The organism is Candidatus Magnetaquiglobus chichijimensis (genome assembly GCF_045865675.1).
In the GTDB taxonomy this organism is placed as follows: Bacteria; Pseudomonadota; Magnetococcia; order Magnetococcales; family Magnetaquicoccaceae; genus Magnetaquiglobus; species Magnetaquiglobus chichijimensis.
Genome location: NZ_BAAFGK010000004.1, coordinates 2,040,450 through 2,057,444, shown reverse-complemented (window position 1 = coordinate 2,057,444; position 16,995 = coordinate 2,040,450). Strand labels below are relative to the sequence as shown.

16 protein-coding genes are annotated in these 16,995 nt (G+C 63.5%); 6 read left to right on the top strand and 10 right to left on the bottom strand.

All coding sequences use genetic code 11. The annotated features are described in order from the left end of the window. Positions 1 to 9: 9 nt before the first annotated feature. From ACOY6C_RS13090 to ACOY6C_RS13075, 4 genes are all read right to left on the bottom strand, one after another. The gene (locus ACOY6C_RS13090) at positions 10 to 963 is read right to left on the bottom strand and encodes a glycosyltransferase family protein (RefSeq protein WP_420905916.1); all 954 of its coding nucleotides are present in this window, start codon (positions 961 to 963) and stop codon (positions 10 to 12) included. After that, positions 960 to 2,810 carry an asparagine synthase (glutamine-hydrolyzing) gene (gene asnB / locus ACOY6C_RS13085; protein WP_420905915.1) on the bottom strand — a complete coding sequence of 617 codons (1,851 nt, stop codon included), beginning with the start codon at positions 2,808 to 2,810 and terminating at the stop codon, positions 960 to 962. Before asnB ends, ACOY6C_RS13090 begins: the two co-directional genes overlap by 4 nt. Before the next feature lie 178 nt (positions 2,811 to 2,988). Continuing rightward, entirely contained in the window at positions 2,989 to 4,089 is a 1,101-nt protein-coding gene (locus ACOY6C_RS13080) for a glycosyltransferase (RefSeq protein ID WP_420905914.1), read from the bottom strand. Continuing rightward, a complete protein-coding gene (locus ACOY6C_RS13075; RefSeq protein WP_420905913.1) occupies positions 4,086 to 5,024 on the bottom strand; it encodes a class I SAM-dependent methyltransferase in 939 nt (312 codons plus the stop codon). The genes ACOY6C_RS13080 and ACOY6C_RS13075 overlap by 4 nt, the downstream gene beginning before the upstream one ends. 185 nt (positions 5,025 to 5,209) lie before the next feature. On the opposite strand from ACOY6C_RS13075, the gene ACOY6C_RS13070 reads away from it, so the two are divergent. Then, a complete protein-coding gene (locus ACOY6C_RS13070) occupies positions 5,210 to 6,256 on the top strand; it encodes a CgeB family protein (protein ID WP_420905912.1) in 1,047 nt (348 codons plus the stop codon). A 133-nt stretch (positions 6,257 to 6,389) separates the two neighbouring features. Then, entirely contained in the window at positions 6,390 to 6,620 is a 231-nt protein-coding gene (locus ACOY6C_RS13065; protein ID WP_420905911.1) for a hypothetical protein, read from the top strand. A 171-nt stretch (positions 6,621 to 6,791) separates the two neighbouring features. Here ACOY6C_RS13065 and rsgA read toward each other — a convergent pair whose 3' ends face one another. After that, complete coding sequence (gene rsgA, locus ACOY6C_RS13060) at positions 6,792 to 7,802, bottom strand: ribosome small subunit-dependent GTPase A (protein WP_420905910.1); 1,011 nt, start codon at positions 7,800 to 7,802, stop codon at positions 6,792 to 6,794. Positions 7,803 to 7,875: 73 nt separating this feature from the next. Between rsgA and ACOY6C_RS13055 the strand changes: the two genes are divergently transcribed. Next, positions 7,876 to 8,748 carry an HpcH/HpaI aldolase/citrate lyase family protein gene (locus ACOY6C_RS13055; RefSeq protein WP_420905909.1) on the top strand — a complete coding sequence of 291 codons (873 nt, stop codon included), beginning with the start codon at positions 7,876 to 7,878 and terminating at the stop codon, positions 8,746 to 8,748. Positions 8,749 to 8,916: 168 nt separating this feature from the next. Further along, a complete protein-coding gene (locus tag ACOY6C_RS13050) occupies positions 8,917 to 10,770 on the top strand; it encodes a diguanylate cyclase (protein WP_420905908.1) in 1,854 nt (617 codons plus the stop codon). Positions 10,771 to 10,964: 194 nt separating this feature from the next. Here the strand turns inward: ACOY6C_RS13050 and ACOY6C_RS13045 are convergent, their stop codons facing one another. The 3 genes from ACOY6C_RS13045 to hemB are packed head-to-tail and all read right to left on the bottom strand — an operon-like array spanning position 10,965 to position 13,274. Continuing rightward, complete coding sequence (locus ACOY6C_RS13045; protein ID WP_420905907.1) at positions 10,965 to 11,222, bottom strand: sulfurtransferase TusA family protein; 258 nt, start codon at positions 11,220 to 11,222, stop codon at positions 10,965 to 10,967. Beyond that, on the bottom strand, positions 11,215 to 12,294 hold the full coding sequence (locus tag ACOY6C_RS13040) for a tRNA (5-methylaminomethyl-2-thiouridylate)-methyltransferase (protein WP_420905906.1): 1,080 nt from the start codon (positions 12,292 to 12,294) through the stop codon (positions 11,215 to 11,217). Before ACOY6C_RS13040 ends, ACOY6C_RS13045 begins: the two co-directional genes overlap by 8 nt. Beyond that, positions 12,291 to 13,274 carry a porphobilinogen synthase gene (hemB, locus tag ACOY6C_RS13035; protein WP_420905905.1) on the bottom strand — a complete coding sequence of 328 codons (984 nt, stop codon included), beginning with the start codon at positions 13,272 to 13,274 and terminating at the stop codon, positions 12,291 to 12,293. Before hemB ends, ACOY6C_RS13040 begins: the two co-directional genes overlap by 4 nt. A gap of 212 nt (positions 13,275 to 13,486) precedes the next feature. On the opposite strand from hemB, the gene ACOY6C_RS13030 reads away from it, so the two are divergent. Next, positions 13,487 to 14,314, top strand: a complete 828-nt coding sequence (locus tag ACOY6C_RS13030) for a PP2C family protein-serine/threonine phosphatase (RefSeq protein ID WP_420905904.1) — start codon at positions 13,487 to 13,489, stop codon at positions 14,312 to 14,314. Positions 14,315 to 14,352: 38 nt separating this feature from the next. Beyond that, positions 14,353 to 15,243, top strand: a complete 891-nt coding sequence (locus tag ACOY6C_RS13025; RefSeq protein WP_420905903.1) for an adenylate/guanylate cyclase domain-containing protein — start codon at positions 14,353 to 14,355, stop codon at positions 15,241 to 15,243. Between the two features lie 65 nt (positions 15,244 to 15,308). Here the strand turns inward: ACOY6C_RS13025 and rlmH are convergent, their stop codons facing one another. Together rlmH and nadD are read right to left on the bottom strand one after the other, a co-directional pair. Continuing rightward, complete coding sequence (rlmH, locus tag ACOY6C_RS13020; RefSeq protein WP_420905902.1) at positions 15,309 to 15,779, bottom strand: 23S rRNA (pseudouridine(1915)-N(3))-methyltransferase RlmH; 471 nt, start codon at positions 15,777 to 15,779, stop codon at positions 15,309 to 15,311. Beyond that, on the bottom strand, positions 15,776 to 16,993 hold the full coding sequence (gene nadD, locus ACOY6C_RS13015; RefSeq protein ID WP_420905901.1) for a nicotinate (nicotinamide) nucleotide adenylyltransferase: 1,218 nt from the start codon (positions 16,991 to 16,993) through the stop codon (positions 15,776 to 15,778). The genes rlmH and nadD overlap by 4 nt, the downstream gene beginning before the upstream one ends. Between the last annotated feature and the right edge of the window lie 2 nt (positions 16,994 to 16,995).

Sequence of the window (16,995 nt, the reverse complement as noted above, 5' to 3'; positions counted from 1 at the left end):
CCTCCCCCCTCAATCCGCGTGCGCATCCGTGCGGGCCCAGGTCAACAACCCCACCAGGGTTTGGGCCCGTTGCGCGTAGGTGTGCTGCTCCATCACCCGGACATGGGCCGCCTCGGCGATGCTCCGGGTGCGCGGAAAATCCTCCAGAAGCTCCCGAATCAACGCCACGCACTCCTCCAACGTCTCGAAATCCAACCAATCCTCGCCAGGGGTGAAATCCACCTCCGCGTGTCGTCTCCGGTCGCTCAACAAAAATCCTCCGCAGGCGGGAATCCCGTAACAGCGTTCCGGCAATCCCCAGCTCATCTCCCCGCCATGATCGCAGGCCGCGCCGAGATTGAGGTTGATGATGCTCGTGCGCATGATCTCCACCTGCTCGGCCACGCTCAGATCCTGGCCGTGGAACAGCTTCAACTCGATGCCATGGGCGGACAACATGTCGCCCAGGGCACGCAGGTGGGTCATGCGTGCCCGATGTTCCGGATAACGTCGGTCGTCGATGTTGCCGATGAAGGAGACCGTATGCCGGTAACGGTGGATGTCGCGCAGCGACTCGAACGAGCACCCCTCCAGATTGTAGCGGTTCACATCCGCGGCATTGGGGAAGTAGACCGCGCGCCGGGCCATGGCCACCCGCTCCTGAAGGGAGTGGGTGAGGTAGAAATCGAGGAGCTGGAGTTTGCGCAACAGCCAGATGCGTCGCGTGTGAACCCCCTTGTTCCAGGGTGCGTCCCGATTGAGAGCCGCGATGGGGATGTTTCGGGGGCGCAACCGTCGCGCAAGGGTCCAGCAGGCGATCGGGTGGCGCGCCGCTTCGGTGAAATCGAGCACCGCCGCATCCATCTCTTCGACCCTCTCGGGCAGGGGAGCGCCCGGTTTCCACGGGATGAGGGTCACCCCTTGTTCCATCAGTGACGCTTCCAGCGCCACGAACGGACGCCGGAACCCCATCAGGATCTTCATGCGATCTCCCTTGCGCCAGGGTGGCGCTCCAGCCAGGCCAACAAAACCAACAACGTGTAGGTGAGACGCCGCGATCCCCCCCGATCGTGCAGGCAGCGGCGCCACTGGTCGCGGCTGGCGTCGGCATCCAGAAACGGCGCCAGTCGTTCACAGTCGGCGAACAGCCGCTCTCCGGTTTCGCGCCAGGCCCCCTGGAACAGGGCGCGCAGCGGCACCGAAAATCCGTGTTTGGGTCGATTCCAGATCGATTCCGGCAACACGTCGCGACACAGCCCCTTGAGCACCGCCTTGCCCCCCTGGCCCAGATGGATGGCCGAGGGGATCGACAAGGCCGCCTCGACCACCGGATTGCCGAGCATCGGCACCCGTGCTTCCAGGCCGTGGGCCATGCTCGCCCGATCGGTTTTCACCAGACAGTTCTCGGAAAGATAGCTCCACAGATCGGCGCGCATCTGGGTGGCCGGATCCAGTTCGCCGCCCAATTCGTCTACCAGCGCATGCCAGCCGGCCAGGGTCCGCTCCACCGCGCAGGCGGCCAGCGCCTCGGGTTGCAGATACCGGTTCATCCCTTTCCGACAGCGTGGCCAGGGTCCGAGTTCCATCCTTCGGTAGGCGAGCAGTTCCCGGCCATGCAGGGTACGGCGCGTCAGCGCGCCGGGCAATACGCCGTGTTCCACCCCCAGGCGTGCCCAGCGTTGCCAGAACCGTTCCGGGTGGGCGGACTGGGGATCGTGGTAGCGTGGATAGCCGCCGAACAGTTCATCGCCGCCATCGCCGCTCAACGCCACGGTCACATGGGCGCGGGTGAGCGCCGAGAGGGCGTGGGTCATGATGTAGGAAGGGTCGGCCAGGGGTTGGTCCAGGTCGTCGATGGCCGCCAGAAATCCGTGTGCGTCGATGGACGGGGCGGGGAGTTCGTGGTGTTCGCAGTCGAACAGCCGCGCCACCTGGCGGGCGTGGGAGGACTCGTCGAACCCCTCCTGGTTGAACTTCAGGCTGAAGCAGCGCATCCGTCTGGCGCCGGCCTCGGCCATGTAGCGGACGATGAGGCTCGAATCGATCCCTCCAGAGAGAAACGCCCCCAGAGGTACGTCGGACACCAGTTGTCGGGCCACGCTCTCCTTGAGGGCGGCATCGGCCAGGGCGATGCCGTCGGCGAGGGTTTGGGGTCCGGCGTTGTCCGGGCGTGGGATCGACCAGTACCGTTTCAGCTCCAGGGAGTCGGTGCGGGCGTCGTAGCGCAGGCGATGGGCCGGGGGGAGTTGTCGGCAGTCGGCCAGGAAGGCATCCGGGGCCAGCGGGGTCTGGAAGGCGAGGTAGTCCCGCAGGGCCTGGGCGTTGATCCGGGTGGGAAAACCAGGGAGCTTGAAAAACGGCGCCAGGGTCGAGGCGAAGATCAATCCGCTGGCGGTCGAGTAGAAGAGCGGCTTGATTCCCAGCCGGTCGCGGGCGGCGAACAGGATCTGCTCCTGTTTGTCCCAGATGGCGAAGGCGAAGATGCCGTCCAGGCGTGGGAGCAGGGTTTCGCCCCAGGCCCGATAGCCGATCAGCAGCACCTCGCTGTCCGAACGGGTGGTGAAGGTGTGTCCAAGGGTCTGGAGTTCGGTGCGCAACGCTTGGAAATTGTAGATTTCGCCGTTGAAAACCAGGGCATGGCGACCATCCGGGGAGAGCATGGGTTGCGTGCCCCCTTCCAGGTCGATCACCGCCAGTCGGGCGTGACCGAGCACGGCCTTTCCGTCGTGGTGGATGGCGCGGGCGTCGGGTCCGCGTGGGGCCAGGGTTTCGAGGGCCCCTGCCAGGTGTTCGCCCCAGCGACTGTTGATGGTTCCGAGAATGCCGCACATGGTGGTGATGGTTCGGTTCAGGTTTGACTGTTGCGGGGACCGGCGCGCGCGGTCCCCGGTGGGATTCAAGGGCAAAGCCCTTGGGACGTTGTTTTTGATTGGACCGATTTTCGCGCGCGAAAAAAACAAAATCAAAACATAACCATTCTGGACCCCTGCATGGGGCGGGGTCCAGGGGTCAATGGCCCCTGGCGGGATCCAAGGACAAACCCTCCAACGCCCCAAGCGCCACCTCCGGCGCATAGCCGGACAGATCCACCCTCCGCGCGGCATCCGGCCTGGCCAACATCCGTTCGATTCCCCCGGTCAACGCCTCGACATCCCCCATCGCGACCAGCGCTTCGGGCAGATCCGCCTCCAGCAGCTCCCGCGGACCCGACGGACAGTCGGTGGATACCACCGGCGTGCCGCAGGCCAACGCCTCGATCAACACATTCGGCATCCCCTCATGGTCGGAACAGAGGATCAACAACCGCGCCCCCGCGATCCAGGGGTAGGGGTTGACCTGAAAACCCGCGATCCGTACCCGCTCGGTCAGACCACGCGCCTCGATCAGCCGATGCAACCCCGGATCCGGATCGGTGAGCAGGACCAGCAGACGCGGCTCCCGAATGCGGCTCCAGGCATCGAGCAGCAGGTCATGGCGTTTCTGGGAGGCCGATCGCCCGACGTGAATCGCATAAGGCTCGGTCGGCAAACCCGCCACCGACGCGCGTGCCCGCGACGGAATCCCTTCCAAATCGAACGGATTGCGCACCACCCGGAGCGCACGGGGCTGAATCGCCAGCTTGCCGGTGAGATCATCCGCCACGCCCGAAGAGACCGCGATCAACCGTTGCCCGTCATACAGGGTGCGATAACGGTTGAGACGACGTGCCGCCTTGGCCGGATTGGACCGCCCCAACGCCTCGATCTCCCGCGACAGGGTGTTGGCCACCCGCATCCAATGGTTGGGAAGTCGGGCCAGACGACACACCTCGTCGGCAAAGGGAAGGGTGGAGAGGATCAGATCGAACGGGCAATCCCGGGCGAGCGATGCCATGCGCCGTTTCAAACGCCAGGCCAGCCAGCGACGACCCAGCCACCCCTTGGAGCACACCTTGCCCGGCTCCCCCAGGGCGATCACCGGCAGACCGTCGGGCACGGCGTGCTGGCGGAGATCCTCCAACAGGATGAGGGTGGCTTCGTGCCCGGCACGATGCAACAGATCGGCGGTCTGGATCAACGCCTTTTCCGCGCCGCCGCCGCGCAGATTGGTGACGATCAGAGCCGCTTTCACGCGACTCTCAGATAGAAACAGGCGGTGTCGCCATCCAGGGTGGCGTTCAAACGGTCGGTCAGCGATCGGAAGGCGGCCAGGGTCGCGGGTGGATGCGTGTGGCGCGCCCACTCCGCATGCGGGATGTCGCGTTGGTGGAACTCACATCCGAGCAGATTCTCCGGCCTGGCGTCGTGGTGGTGCGCAAAGATGGTGAAACCATGCCGCCTGGCCAGATGATGAAGACTGGTCACGGTGTGCAGATGGAGATGTCGCGGCGCGTCCCAGGCCATCCAGTGGACGCCATAACGACGATGGGCGTAGGATTGGGCGACCGGGATGCGGATCAACAGACCCCCGCCAGGGTTGAGCCGGGCGCGCAACCGCGCCATGGTGGCGTGCTGATCCGGCATGTGCTCGAGCACATGGTGGAGCATGATCAGATCGAAATGCCCCTCGATCCGCTCCAGAGGCTCGGCCAGGATGGTCACGCCGCTGGGATGGCGGATGGTTTCGGGCAAAAAGGGGTCTGCGCCCAAAAGATTGGAAAATCCCTCGCGTTGCAGTTTCAACAACAATCCGCCGGTTCCGCATCCCAGATCGAGGATGGCACTGGAGAACGATACGCCAAAAGGTTTCAGCCAGCGGAAATGGTTGGGTTGACGTCCCAGCCGGGCCATGAGCGCGCCAAACGGGGTGCGCTCCCCGAGATGATGGCGCGCGCGCTCCCGTTTGAGCCAGGAGAGGAGGGGTGTCGAATTTTTTTCCGGGGGGGGTTGCTGCGAGTAGTACCCTTGACCATAATATCGTCCCAGATCATCCGGAATCGGGTCGATCCAGAGCATCCGGCACTGCCCGCAGCACCAATAGTGAAACGGCTCGCGCAACCCGTACATCATTTCGCGCGGGGTGTGACGGGTGTGGCCGCTGGTGTGGTCGCAGATCGGGCAGTTCATCGGGGCCTGGTATGTTTCCCGTGGAACATTCCGCAAGGGGTGGCCACGGTCGGGGGTGAGGGGGATTTCCCCCCATCCTGTCAAGTTCGTTGTGTTAATCGGTTCAGTCTAGCCCGGTTACCTCCGCTTGGCAACCCGAGGCAACAAGCTGTTGGCAATCCGCATCCTCGAAGGAATCGTTGGCGATGGAAGGGTATTCGGCGGCACGTTGGATGGTATGCGGGGATTTCATCAATCCCACCCAACCCCTGGCCTGGCAGTGCGCCTCGGCCCTGGAACGGCTTGGCGTCACCGTGTTGACCGCCAACACCGAGATCCGTCAGCCCCGCGTCAACCAGTTCATCAAGAAGGTTGGCAAATCCCTGGCCAAACCGTTCGGTCTGAAACAGACCTTGAGCGAGCGGTTCGTCCGGGATGAACGCGCCACCATCGAACGCCATTTGCAAACCCAGTACGACCGTTTTCAACCGGATGTGGTGTTGGTGATCCGTGGCAACCATGTGGCCCCCGCCTTGCTGACCGCCTGGCGCAAGGATGGGGTGAAGGTGATCGGCTGGTGGATCAAGGATCTGAAGAATCTGGATAATTTTTTGCGTGATCAACCCTTTCACGATCTGAATTTCTGCATTCACGCCAACATCCGCCATCCTGGCATTCGTTATCTCCCGGCGGTGGCGGTCGATCCCTACCGGTATCGGCCTCTGCCGGAGGTCACCAAGCGGTTCGACGTGGTGTTCGTGGGGATCCACACCCCGAAACGTCGGGAATATCTGCGCGCCTTGACCGGCTGGCATCTCGGGATCGTTGGCCCCGGCTGGCGCAGTCGTTTCGAGTGGCGCGATCGGGTGTTGTTTTCGGCGGTCCAGGCCCGGACGTTGTACGGCGAGGCGTTGAACCGGTTTTACAATGCCGGTCGGATCGTCGTGAACATCAACCAGTGGGAGGCCAACGAGGGGAGCGGCGTGACCTTGCGCCTGGCCGATGTGCCGGCGAGCGGGGGCTGTCTGGTGAGCGAATACTCGCGGGGCATCGAGGAGATGTTCACGCCGGGCGAGGAGATCGTTTCGTTCACCAGTCCGGACGAGTTGCGGGAGCGGGTTGCCTTTTATCTGGCCCACGAGGCGGAACGGCGGCGGGTGGCCCAGGCCGGTCATGCCCGTGCCATGCGGTTGCCCACTCATATGGACCGCATGCGGGTGCTGCTCGAGGCGGTGCGGAACGGTGCAGAATGACGGATCGTAACGATTCAGGACCCTCACGATTGCAGGGGACGGGGGACCGCAAGGTCCCCGGCAGAGGTTCGGAGACGGAGTCTCCGAGGTTTGGTTTTTGACTTTATATTTTTGATTTTCGATTTTTGACTTTATGTTTTTGATTTTGGCTTTTGACTTTGATTTTTTTGCGCGCTCTTCAAAAAAAGCGTTTTTTCGCGTTTTTTGCGAAAAAACGCTGCGCGCCGCCTTGGCTGCGGCATCGTTTCGCGCTTTTGGCGAAACGATGCCGCGAACATGGCCCGGAGTCATGCCGCCGGAGGCGACGCGTCTTCCGCGCGCCATGCGCCCTTGCGCGTTTTTTCGCAAAAAACGCTTATCGTAAAAGCGTGCGAAAGGCCAATGAAAAGTCCCAAGGGCTTTGCCCTTGGATCCCACCAGGGGCCATTGGCCCCTGGACCCCGCCGAATGTCGGGGTCCTGAATGGTTGCCATGGACCTCCAGGGACGGGGTAAGGGGGGTGCTCCCCCCATCATGCACAAGTTACGACGGATCTTCAGAAATAGGGGTTGCGCGCAGGCACCGACTCGGCGATGCGTCGCATGCTCTCCAGACGGGCGGCGGCGATCTCGCCGGCCTCGACTGCGGCGCGCAAGGCGCAATCCGGTTCCCGCATGTGACGGCAATCCTTGAATCGGCACTGTCCCAGGCGTGGGGCCATGTCGCGCATCAACCCTGGAATCTCCTCGCGGATCACCCCGTGCAGTCCGAACTCCCGCACCCCGGGTGAGTCGATCAGGAAACCGCCGCGCGTCAGCCGGTACAGACGCGCCGTGGTGGTGGCGTGGCGTCCCAGACCGGTGGCCGCGTGGACTTCGGCAGTCCTTAGAATCTCTCCTGGCACCATGCGGTTGATCAACGACGACTTGCCCACCCCGGACTCTCCGACGAAAATCGCGGTTTTATCCCGCAACGCCTCCTCCAGGCTTTCGATGCCGGTCTCGTGCAGCGCGGAGACCTGAAAGAGGGTATACCCCATGCGCGGATAAGGGGCGAACGCCGCTTCCAGGGCGTTCCTGTCCGTCATCTGATCGATTTTGTTGACCACCAGCAAAGGCTCGATGCCAGCCTTTTGGGCCGCGATCAGGTAGCGGTCCACCAGACCGGTGTTCAGGGTGGCTGCGGCGCTCACCATCACGATGCGCTCGACATTCGCCGCCACGGTCAGCAGACGTTGATGCGGCCCCGGTCGCCGCAACACCGACAGCCGTTCATGCACCGAAACGATCACCCCCTGTTCCGCGCCGACGCGCCGGCTGACCACCCGGTCCCCGCACACCGGTTCCTCCAGGAGCGCCTCGCGCACCGCGCAGCGCAGACGTTCCCCGGAGTCGGTCTCCACCTCCACATTCAGCCCGAAATGGGCCACCACCCGTCCCTCCTCCTCGGGGCCCAGGGCGCTTTCGTCGTCGGGAAGTTCCATCGTGAGGGGGGCGGGACGCCGCGCGCCGCGCATCCGGGCCATCTGACGCAGGGAAAGTTGTTTGTCGCGGATTTTTCGTGGCATGCGGAGTGGTTTCTCTGTTAGAAATAAACCCTATTGGCAACTCCACTATCGCTCTTTGTTCCGGTGCGCGTCAATGACTCCCCAACCTCGCCCACACTTGCTGCGTTCCGTGTTGTATGTGCCTGGATCCAACCCGAAAACTCTCTCCAAGGCCCCGACCCTCCCCGCCGATGGCCTGATCCTCGATCTCGAGGACTCTGTGGCCCCGGAGGCCAAACCGCAAGCCCGTCACACCATTCTCGAAACGCTCCGCTCCACCCGTGCCGGATATGCCGGCGTGCGGGTGGTGCGGGTCAACGGCATCCACACCGATCTGTGGCGCGACGACCTGGCCGTGGTGCTGCCGGGCCGGCCCGATGCCATCGCCCTCTCCAAGGTCGAATCCCCCGATGCCCTGGATCAACTCACCGCCGCCATGCGCGCCCTGGATCCGGAGTCGGATTGCGAGCTGTGGCCGATGATCGAATCTCCCCTGGGCGTGCTTCGTGCCCATGCCATCGCCTGTCACCCCATGGTCTCCACGCTGGTGATGGGCACCTCGGATCTGGAGCGGGCCCTCGGCATCCCCGGCGATCCGGAGCGGATCGGTCTGCGTCATGCCCTGCAACAGACCCTGTTGGCCGCACGGGCCGCCGGCAGGCGGATCCTGGATGGGGTCTACGTGAACATCCGCGATCCCGAGGGGTTCCTGGCCGAATGCCACGATGGCGCCCGACTCGGTTTCGACGGCAAGACCGTCATCCATCCCGCCCAGATCGAACCGGCCAACCAGGCTTTTCTTCCCGGCGACGAGGAGGCCGAAACCGCGCGCCGCATCCTGGACGCCTGGAACGCCGCGCGCGCGCGCGGTGAGGAGATCTGCGTGGTCGATGGGCGGCTGGTCGAGCGACTGCATGCCGATCAGGCCAGCCAGCGTCTGGCACGCTGGCGGATGGCCCAGGCCTGATCCGATCGGGGCGCAAGGAGTGCCATTCGCGTTCCGAAAGCCGCCTCCGGGCCGGGTGATTTTGTAAAAATACGATTAATCTTGATTCATGTTTTGAATTCTTATCGGTTGTAAGCTAAACTATTAAGCAGTTCGTATCCCAAGAAAAACACCACCGTCGGGGCTCCCATGAAGCTGCAACAAAAGACCTCTCTTCTGGCGATTTTCCTCTCGGGAACCCTGGCCATCGTGATCGTGGCCATCAGCCTGCTGTCTTTCCGACAGTTCTCGATCTCCACTGCCCGAGAGCAGGTTCACTCCGTGGCCGAGGTGGTGCGGGTGAGCCTCACCGAGGCGATGATCAACAACGTGATCGATCAACGCAAATCGTTCCTCAAGCGGCTCGCCGAGGTCGAGGGGTTGCTGGTGGCGCGGGTGATGCGCTCCCCGGAGGTGATCCGTCAGTTCGGCGAGGGGTTCGACGGCGAACAGGTCGTGGATCCTATCGAAAAAATGGTGATGGAGAACGGCAAGCCCTTCTACGGCATGACCGATACGGAAAGGGATCCGATCTTCCGTGGCACCATCCCCTTCATCGCCAACCAGACCGGCGAACCCAACTGTCTCCAGTGCCACAACACCGCCAACGGCGCGGTGCTGGGGGCGATCACCATCCAGATCTCCATGGCCCAACTGCAACACAAGGCGTTGCTTACCATCGGGATCATGACCGCCATCATCACCATCTTCGCCATCTCCCTGACCATCTTCTTCCGTCGCCAGATGAACCCCGTGGTCGCCACCGCCGAGGAGGTGCAACGGGTTGTGGCCAAGGCCAAGGATGGCAACTTCAGCGGTCGCATCCAGTATACCGGCCACGACGAGATGGGAGATATCTCTCGTGATCTCAACCAGTTGATGCACCACCTCCAGGAAAACCTCAGCACCATCACCCACGATGTGTCGCAACTGTTGCGCTACGAGGCCGAAGGGAACACCAACCTGATCACCACCACCACCGAGATGGTGGAGACCCTGCTCGAGATCGCCCAGTTCAAACAGGCCGTGGAGGAGGATCGCACCAAGGCCGAAGTCTATTTCCGCATCGCCCATGTGCTGCGCGACCAGTTCGGCATTCGTCAGTGCTCCATCTACGAGGTCTCCAATCCCGGCATGAACCACATGAAACCGGTGATCGTGGACGGGGAGATCGATACCGGTTGCCGCTGGTGCAATCCGGAAATCCTCTTCCAGGCCGACTCTTGTCGTGCCCATCGCACCGGCCATGTGATCGACGCCATCGAACATCCGATGATCTGCAGCCAGTTCAAGCATGTCCACGACAACCCCGACCTCGGCCACATCTGTATCCCGGTCTTCCATTCCGGAACCGTGGGCAATGTGGTGCAGATCGTCGTGGAACGCAACCACGGTCGGCTTTATCACCGTTTGCAACCCTTCATCCAGGCCTATCTTCGCGAGTCCGCGCCGACCGTCGAGGCCAAGCGGTTGCTCGACACCCTGCGTGAATCGGCTCTGCGCGACGCGCTCACCGGTCTGCACAACCGCCGTTTCCTCGAGGAGTACATCGGCACCCTCGAGGCCACCGCCAAACGCAAGAAGAGCCGTCTGTCCGTGTTGCTCATGGACATCGACCACTTCAAGGAGGTCAACGACGTCTTCGGTCACGATGTCGGCGACACGGTGCTGCGGGTGGTGTCCAAGGCCCTGGCCGCCCAGGTGCGCACCTCGGACATGGTGATCCGTTACGGTGGCGAGGAGTTTCTGGTCATCCTTCAGGAGGGGGACGAGTACTCCGGCGAGCGCATGGCCGAAAAGTTGCGTCTGGCTGTGGCGGCTCTGAAGATTCCGGTTTCGAGCGGTATCATGCGCAAGACCATCTCCATCGGCGTGTCCGGTTTCCCGTCGGATGGGGAGGATATCTGGGAGGTGATCAAGTGTGCGGACCTGGCCCTTTACGAGGCCAAACATACCGGACGCAACCGGCACATCATCTACACGCCCAAGCTGGCCAAGGAGTGAGCCGGCGCGGGCGCGGCCAGCGCGGCGTGCGGTAGAGTTGTGGCCAAGGCGTGAGCCGGCGGGTCGCGCGGGTGCGGTAGAGTTGGCCAGGGCGTGAGCCGGCGGGCGCGGCCAGCGGGTGCGGTAGAGTTGGTCAGGGCGTGAACCGGCGGGCGCGTCAGTCGGGCGTACGTCATCAGCCGGCCCGAGGGGCGCTACGCCCCGCCCTTGATCACCCACCCGGTCAACTCACGCCCCTGGCGTTGGATCCCCAGAAAACGATGCCCCTGACTCCGGCACCAGGCGGGCAGGTCGTTGCTCAACCCCGGATCCGTGGCGCGCACCTCGAGCACCTCCCCATCCCGCATCTCGCGCATCGCCGCCTCGGCCTTCAAGATCGGCATCGGACAGAGCAGACGCCGGGCATCGACCGTTCGATCGATGTTGGAAGGGACCGTGACCTCATCAGACATACCACGCCTCGTCGATCTCGTGGGCGGGCAGGGGGGCGACCTGGTAAATCTCCCGACGGCCCTGGGTTTCGACCACCATGGCCACTTCCGGCATTTCGCGCGCCTTGCCGAACCGGGCCGCCAGACGACAGGCCAGGCGCAGATCCTCCGCTTCCGGCATCCCTTCCACCAGGGTGAGCGGGCCGGGAATGTCGCGGGCCTTGATCAGGATCCGCCCCTCCACGAAGCCGGAGAGGAAATGGTTCTCGGAATCATCCCGTCCGATCACCAGCTTGTAGTGGGGAGCGGGGCGCAGATGGCGACCGGCTTTCAACAGCAGGATATCCTCCATCGCATAGGCGCGCGTGCCGCGATATTCCCACAGATCGCGCAGCTTGCGGGCGTAGTTCTCGTCGGTGAGGAAGCAGCAGCCGCCGGCGGGGGAGGGGTACTCGACGATTCCCAGTTGTTTGGCCAGGGCCATTTGGGGTTTGCGGTTGCGTCCGGAGAAGCCCATCAGCCGCGACCGGTCCACCCAGCCCCGTTTTTCCGGTTCGGTGAGGGGCATGCGCAGCGCGGTCAGGGGACGCAGCAGCCAACCGCCGGCGCCCGACTCCCGATCGATCACCGGGAAGGTGTCGCGGCGCTGGCTCATGGGTCGCTGACCGAGCACCTCGCCGGTGAACAGGAAGTGGAACCCCATGGTGCGCATCATTTCGAAGGCCTTCTGGACCATGAAGATCTTGCAGTCGAGGCAGGGGTTGAGATTCTTTCCGTAGCCGTGTTTGGGATCGGTGACGATGCGCACGTAATCCTCGGCGATATCGACCAGATGGAGCCGGATGCCGAGATTGCCGGCGGCGTGCAGCGCGTCGTGACGCGGCGGGGCGGCGCCGGGTTTGGGATTGCGCAGCGCGCCGGTATGGGACTGGATGCAAAAACCGGTGTGGAAGTTGACACACTCCACCTCGATGCCCTGATCCATCAGCAGTCGGGCGGCCAGGGTGCTGTCCAGACCGCCGGAGAGCAGCCCCAGGGCGCGCAGGGGTTCCGGGCGGGGTTCGGTGCGGATTTCGTCGTCGGGGGTGTTCATGCGTCTTGCATCCAGCGGGCGGCATCGAGGGCGTGGTAGGTGAGGATCAGATCCGCGCCGGCCCGTTTGAAGCCGGTCAGGGTCTCCATGACCACCCGTTGTTCGTCGATCCAGCCGTTGGCCGCCGCCGCCTTGATCATTGCGTACTCTCCGCTGACGTTGTAGACCGCCAACGGCAGGTCGAAGCGGTCGCGCAGTTCGCGCAGGATGTCCATGTAGGCCAGTCCCGGCTTGACCATCAGCCAGTCGGCCCCCTGTTCGATGTCGAGGCGGGCCTCGCGCAGCGCTTCGCGCCGGTTGGCCGGATCCATCTGATAGGCGCGCCGGTCGCCAAAGGTCGGGGTGTTTTCCGCCGCGTCGCGGAACGGTCCGTAGTAGGCCGAGGCGTATTTCACCGCGTAGGAGAGGATCGGCACCAGGGTGTGTCCCGCATTGTCCAGGGCGGCGCGGATCGCGCCCACCATGCCATCCATCATGCCGGACGGGGCCACCATGTCCACGCCGGCTTCGGCATACGAGACCGCCGCGCGTCCCAGGATCTCCAGGGTGGCGTCGTTGTCGATCTCCTGGCCGCGCAAGACGCCGCAATGGGCGTGATCGGTGTATTCGCACAGACAGGTGTCGGCGATCACCCACAGCTCCGGCAGCTCGGCCTTGATGGCGCGAATGGCGCTCTGCACGATTCCGTTGGGGTCCACGGCGTCAGAACCAGTGGAATCCTTGCTTTTTGGGATGCCGAACAGGATAATTCCCCCCAATCCCAGATCCTGAGCCTCTTTGGCAACGAGCACGGCCTGATCGATGGAGAGTTGCGCCACCCCCGGCATCGACACCACCGGTTTGCGCACCGCGACTCCCGGTACGATGAACAGGGGCAGCGCCAGATCTTCGGGCAACAGACGGGTCTCGCGCACCATGCGTCGAATCTGGGGCGTGCGGCGCAGGCGTCGGGGACGATGGATCAAATTTTCGTGGGTCATGGTGATACGAACTCTCCTGGGGCGGTCCAACCAGTGTGAATCCCATTCAGGTCGCCGGCATCGGGCCTGGATCACGGCTCAAAGGCAATATTATGCGGCGATTTGCCCAAAGATCGCAAGGATCGCCTCGATCGACTTGATCTGAAACCCTTTTCTTGAATGCTGGCGCGCCTGTTCCTCTTCGTGGCGCGCAAACTCGGGAACCATCGCGCATGGTGCAACGTATCGGAAATCGCCTGTTGGTCGCCGCCCAATCGGATGTTGGGCGTGTGCGCACCTTGAATGAGGATGCGTTCCTGGTCGATGAGCGGATCGGCCTGCTCATGGTCGCCGACGGCATGGGAGGGCATGACGCCGGCGAGGTCGCCAGCCGCCAGGTGGTGGAATCCACCCGCGCGGTGCTGCGTGATTATTCCAACCTGGACCAGGAACCCCCGACCATTCTCTCCTCCGCCATGGGTTCGACCGCCAGCAACATCGCCGAGGAACCCACGGTCGATGATGCGCCGAATCCCATCCTCAACATGGTCAACACGGCCATCAACCGCGCCAATGCCGCGGTGAATGCCCACAACCTCACGCGTGGCTACCCGGATGGCATGGGCATGGGATCCACCCTGGTGGGTCTGTGGCTTCCGGATTTCAGCCACAGACCGGTCGTCTTCCATGTCGGGGACAGCCGGCTCTATCTCTATCGCCAGGGGAGCATGCGACAGATCACCCAGGACCACTCCATGTATCAGCAGTGGCTCAACTTCGGATCACAAGGAGAGGCCCCGGCCCAGAACATCCTGCTCCAGGCCATGGGACCGGCCAACTTCGTCCAGCCGGATATCGCCTTCCAGGACATCACTCCCGGCGATCTCCTGCTGCTCTGTTCCGACGGGTTGAGCAGCATGGTGCGCGCCCATCGGATCGCCGAGGTTCTCGGCGCCGCGGGTGGGGAGAACCTGGAGGAGTCGTGCCAACATCTGATTGAACTGGCCTTGAGGGCGGGTGGCAGGGACAACATCACCGTCATTCTGGGTCTGGTCTTGTAACGCGCAAGCCGACGCATTCGCATTCCGTGAGGACTCGCATGAGAGAAACCGTTCAATTGGCCATCATGTTCGCCGATATCGCGGGCAGCACCAAACTGTTCGAGACCGTCGGCGACACCAAGGCGCGTGAAATCACCTCACGTTGCATCGATCTGCTTAAAAGAGTCACCCAGGACCATGGGGGGCGGGTGGTCAAGACCATCGGCGACGAGGTGATGTGTACCTTTCCATCCTCCGATCGGGCCGCCGATGCCTCGGTGAAGATGCAGGAAGAGGTCGGGGCCCATGGTTTGCGTTGGGGCACCGATCTGAAAATTCGCGTGGGCTTCCATTTTGGCGAGGTGATCCAGGAGAACGACGACGTGTTCGGCGACGCGGTGAACCTGGCGGCGCGCATGTCCGGTCAGGCCAAGGGGGACCAGATCATCACCACCGGCGAGACCATGGCCTGCCTCAGTCCGCGACTCAAGAACAAATGTCGTAAACTGTTGACCACCATGGTCAAGGGGAAGACCGCGCCCATCGGGATCGTCGAATTGACCTGGGGCGAGGAGGAGGAGTTGACCATCATGGCCGGCCACTCCCGAAGCATCACCCAACACAACACCGGCCCCACGATGAGCATCTCCTTCGAAGGACGGGTGATCACCCTGTGTCATGCCGACCCCGTGGTCAGCTTCGGACGCGGCTCGACCAACACCTTCGTGGTTCCGGACAGCATGTCTTCCCGGGTCCACGCGCGCATCGAGTTCCGTGGCGGTCAGATCTATCTGGTCGATCAGAGCACCAACGGCACCTATGTTCAGCTGTCGAATGGCGAACCGCCGATCCTGGTGCATCGTGAGGAGCGTCCCATCGAAGGGGCCGGGGTGATCGGTCTGGGGCGCGTGGTCACCCCGAACGATCCGTTGGCGGTCCATTTTCAGTAGCAGACCCGGGGCAGGGGAGGGATCGGGCCGGGTCTTGCCGTGCCGATGAACCGGCATCGTCAGGCTCACCGATGGTACGGCACCCCGCGCAGGAGGGTCATGGCGCGATAGAGTTGCTCGAGGAGCAGCACCCGCGCCAGCATGTGGGGATAGGTCATCGGGCCCAGGGAGAGGGTGAAATGGGCGCGGGATTTGATCTCCGGATCCAGCCCGTCCGGTCCGCCGATCAGAAAGAGAATCTCCGGGGGTGAGGCGTCGAGCCACTGGCCGAGGGTGCGCGCCAGCTCCGGCGAGGAGAGCATCCGTCCCGCCCCATCCAGCGCCACGATCATCGCTCCAGGGGTGAACCTGGCCCGCAGCCGTCCCCCCTCCCGCTCCAGGGCCAGCCGCTCCGTCATGCCTCGATCCCGTTTCTCCTCGGCCACGCTCTCCAGGCGCGTCGGCACAAAGTGATTCAGTCGTTCGCGGTAATCTTCCACCAGCTCCCGGATCGGCGGCGGCATCACCCGACCCACGGCCAGGAGGGTGATCCTCATTCCGGGGTCGCGACTCCGCGCCTGGCTTCCCCTTTCGACTTGGCCGCATCCTTGGGTTTGGCCTCGTCCTTGGGTTTGGCCTCGTCCCTGGGTTTGGCCTCGTCCCTGGGTTTGGCCTCGTCCCTGGGTTTGGTCTCGTCCCTGGGTTTGGCCTCGTCCCTGGGTTTGGTCTCGTCCTTGTGGCCCATCTTGACCTTGACCTCACGGGCCGGCGTGGCCTTGGGGCTCCACAGTTTTTCCAGATTGTAGAACTCGCGGGCCTCCTGGCGGAACACATGCACCAGCACGTCCCCGAGATCCACCAACACCCAGGCGCTTTCCGGCAATCCTTCCGTGCCGCGCACCTCGATCTTGCGTTCGTGGGCCACCAGGAGCACCTCGTTGGCCAGGGTCGAGACATGGGTTGGCGAGGTTCCGGTGACGATCACGAAGTGATCCGCGAAGCCGGATCGTCCTTCCAGATCCACCACCACGATCTCCTTGCCCTTTTTGTCGTCCAACCGTTTGGTCAGTTCCGCGGCCAGTGCCGCGCTTTCGGGATGGCTCTTCAAAATCGTGCGCTCCAAAGTGAGTGGTAATGAGCTGGCCCGATACAGTCCATGGGCCAGCGCGTAGTCGAGCACCGCGTCCTTGGTGGTGCCGCGCGGGATGTCGCCTTGGGACAAACGGCGCCGGAGTTCGGTGGAGGAGAGATCCACCGGCGACACCTTAAGCCGGAACAGTCCGTACCTTCCGAGGCGCGTGCGGTCCAGATCGCCGGGGTTGGCCACGGCGCGCATCTCCAGTTCCGCCGCCGCCGGGTGACTGGCGCCTGCCGGCTCGACGAATCCGGGCCGTTCCATGAGACAGACATGGGTCAGTTCCAGGATGCGTCGCCACGCCCGCCACAGATGCAGTTCGCGCGGGATATCCGCGCCGATCAGCAGCACCGGTTCCTCGTCCGGAAACGAGTCGTGCCAGGCTTGCAGGGTTTCCACCGTATAGCTCACCCGTGGCGTGTTCGCCTCGATCTCCCAGAGGGAGAAGCCGGGTTCGTCTGCCAACAAAAGCCGTAGCATGGCGACTCGGTGGGCCACCGGAGCCAGAAGATCCGGTCCCTTGAAAGGGTGGATCCCGGTGGGGATGAACACCACCCGATCGAGTCCCAGCGCGGTCATCGCCTCGCGTGCCGGGCGGATGTGGCCGTGATGGGGCGGGTTGAACGTTCCGCCCATGA

What these genes read in the sequence shown, in the direction of transcription:
- ACOY6C_RS13070 (WP_420905912.1), top strand. Translation starts at nt 5,210, where the DNA reads ATGGAAGGGTATTCGGCGGCACGTTGGATGGTATGCGGGGATTTCATC.
- asnB (WP_420905915.1), bottom strand. Translation starts at nt 2,810, where the DNA reads ATGTGCGGCATTCTCGGAACCATCAACAGTCGCTGGGGCGAACACCTG.
- ACOY6C_RS13045 (WP_420905907.1), bottom strand. Translation starts at nt 11,222, where the DNA reads ATGTCTGATGAGGTCACGGTCCCTTCCAACATCGATCGAACGGTCGAT.
- hemB (WP_420905905.1), bottom strand. Translation starts at nt 13,274, where the DNA reads ATGACCCACGAAAATTTGATCCATCGTCCCCGACGCCTGCGCCGCACG.
- rlmH (WP_420905902.1), bottom strand. Translation starts at nt 15,779, where the DNA reads ATGAGGATCACCCTCCTGGCCGTGGGTCGGGTGATGCCGCCGCCGATC.
- ACOY6C_RS13090 (WP_420905916.1), bottom strand. Translation starts at nt 963, where the DNA reads ATGAAGATCCTGATGGGGTTCCGGCGTCCGTTCGTGGCGCTGGAAGCG.
- rsgA (WP_420905910.1), bottom strand. Translation starts at nt 7,802, where the DNA reads ATGCCACGAAAAATCCGCGACAAACAACTTTCCCTGCGTCAGATGGCC.
- ACOY6C_RS13030 (WP_420905904.1), top strand. Translation starts at nt 13,487, where the DNA reads ATGGTGCAACGTATCGGAAATCGCCTGTTGGTCGCCGCCCAATCGGAT.
- ACOY6C_RS13025 (WP_420905903.1), top strand. Translation starts at nt 14,353, where the DNA reads ATGAGAGAAACCGTTCAATTGGCCATCATGTTCGCCGATATCGCGGGC.
- ACOY6C_RS13075 (WP_420905913.1), bottom strand. Translation starts at nt 5,024, where the DNA reads ATGAACTGCCCGATCTGCGACCACACCAGCGGCCACACCCGTCACACC.
- nadD (WP_420905901.1), bottom strand. Translation starts at nt 16,993, where the DNA reads ATGGGCGGAACGTTCAACCCGCCCCATCACGGCCACATCCGCCCGGCA.
- ACOY6C_RS13050 (WP_420905908.1), top strand. Translation starts at nt 8,917, where the DNA reads ATGAAGCTGCAACAAAAGACCTCTCTTCTGGCGATTTTCCTCTCGGGA.
- ACOY6C_RS13065 (WP_420905911.1), top strand. Translation starts at nt 6,390, where the DNA reads ATGTTTTTGATTTTGGCTTTTGACTTTGATTTTTTTGCGCGCTCTTCA.
- ACOY6C_RS13040 (WP_420905906.1), bottom strand. Translation starts at nt 12,294, where the DNA reads ATGAACACCCCCGACGACGAAATCCGCACCGAACCCCGCCCGGAACCC.
- ACOY6C_RS13055 (WP_420905909.1), top strand. Translation starts at nt 7,876, where the DNA reads ATGACTCCCCAACCTCGCCCACACTTGCTGCGTTCCGTGTTGTATGTG.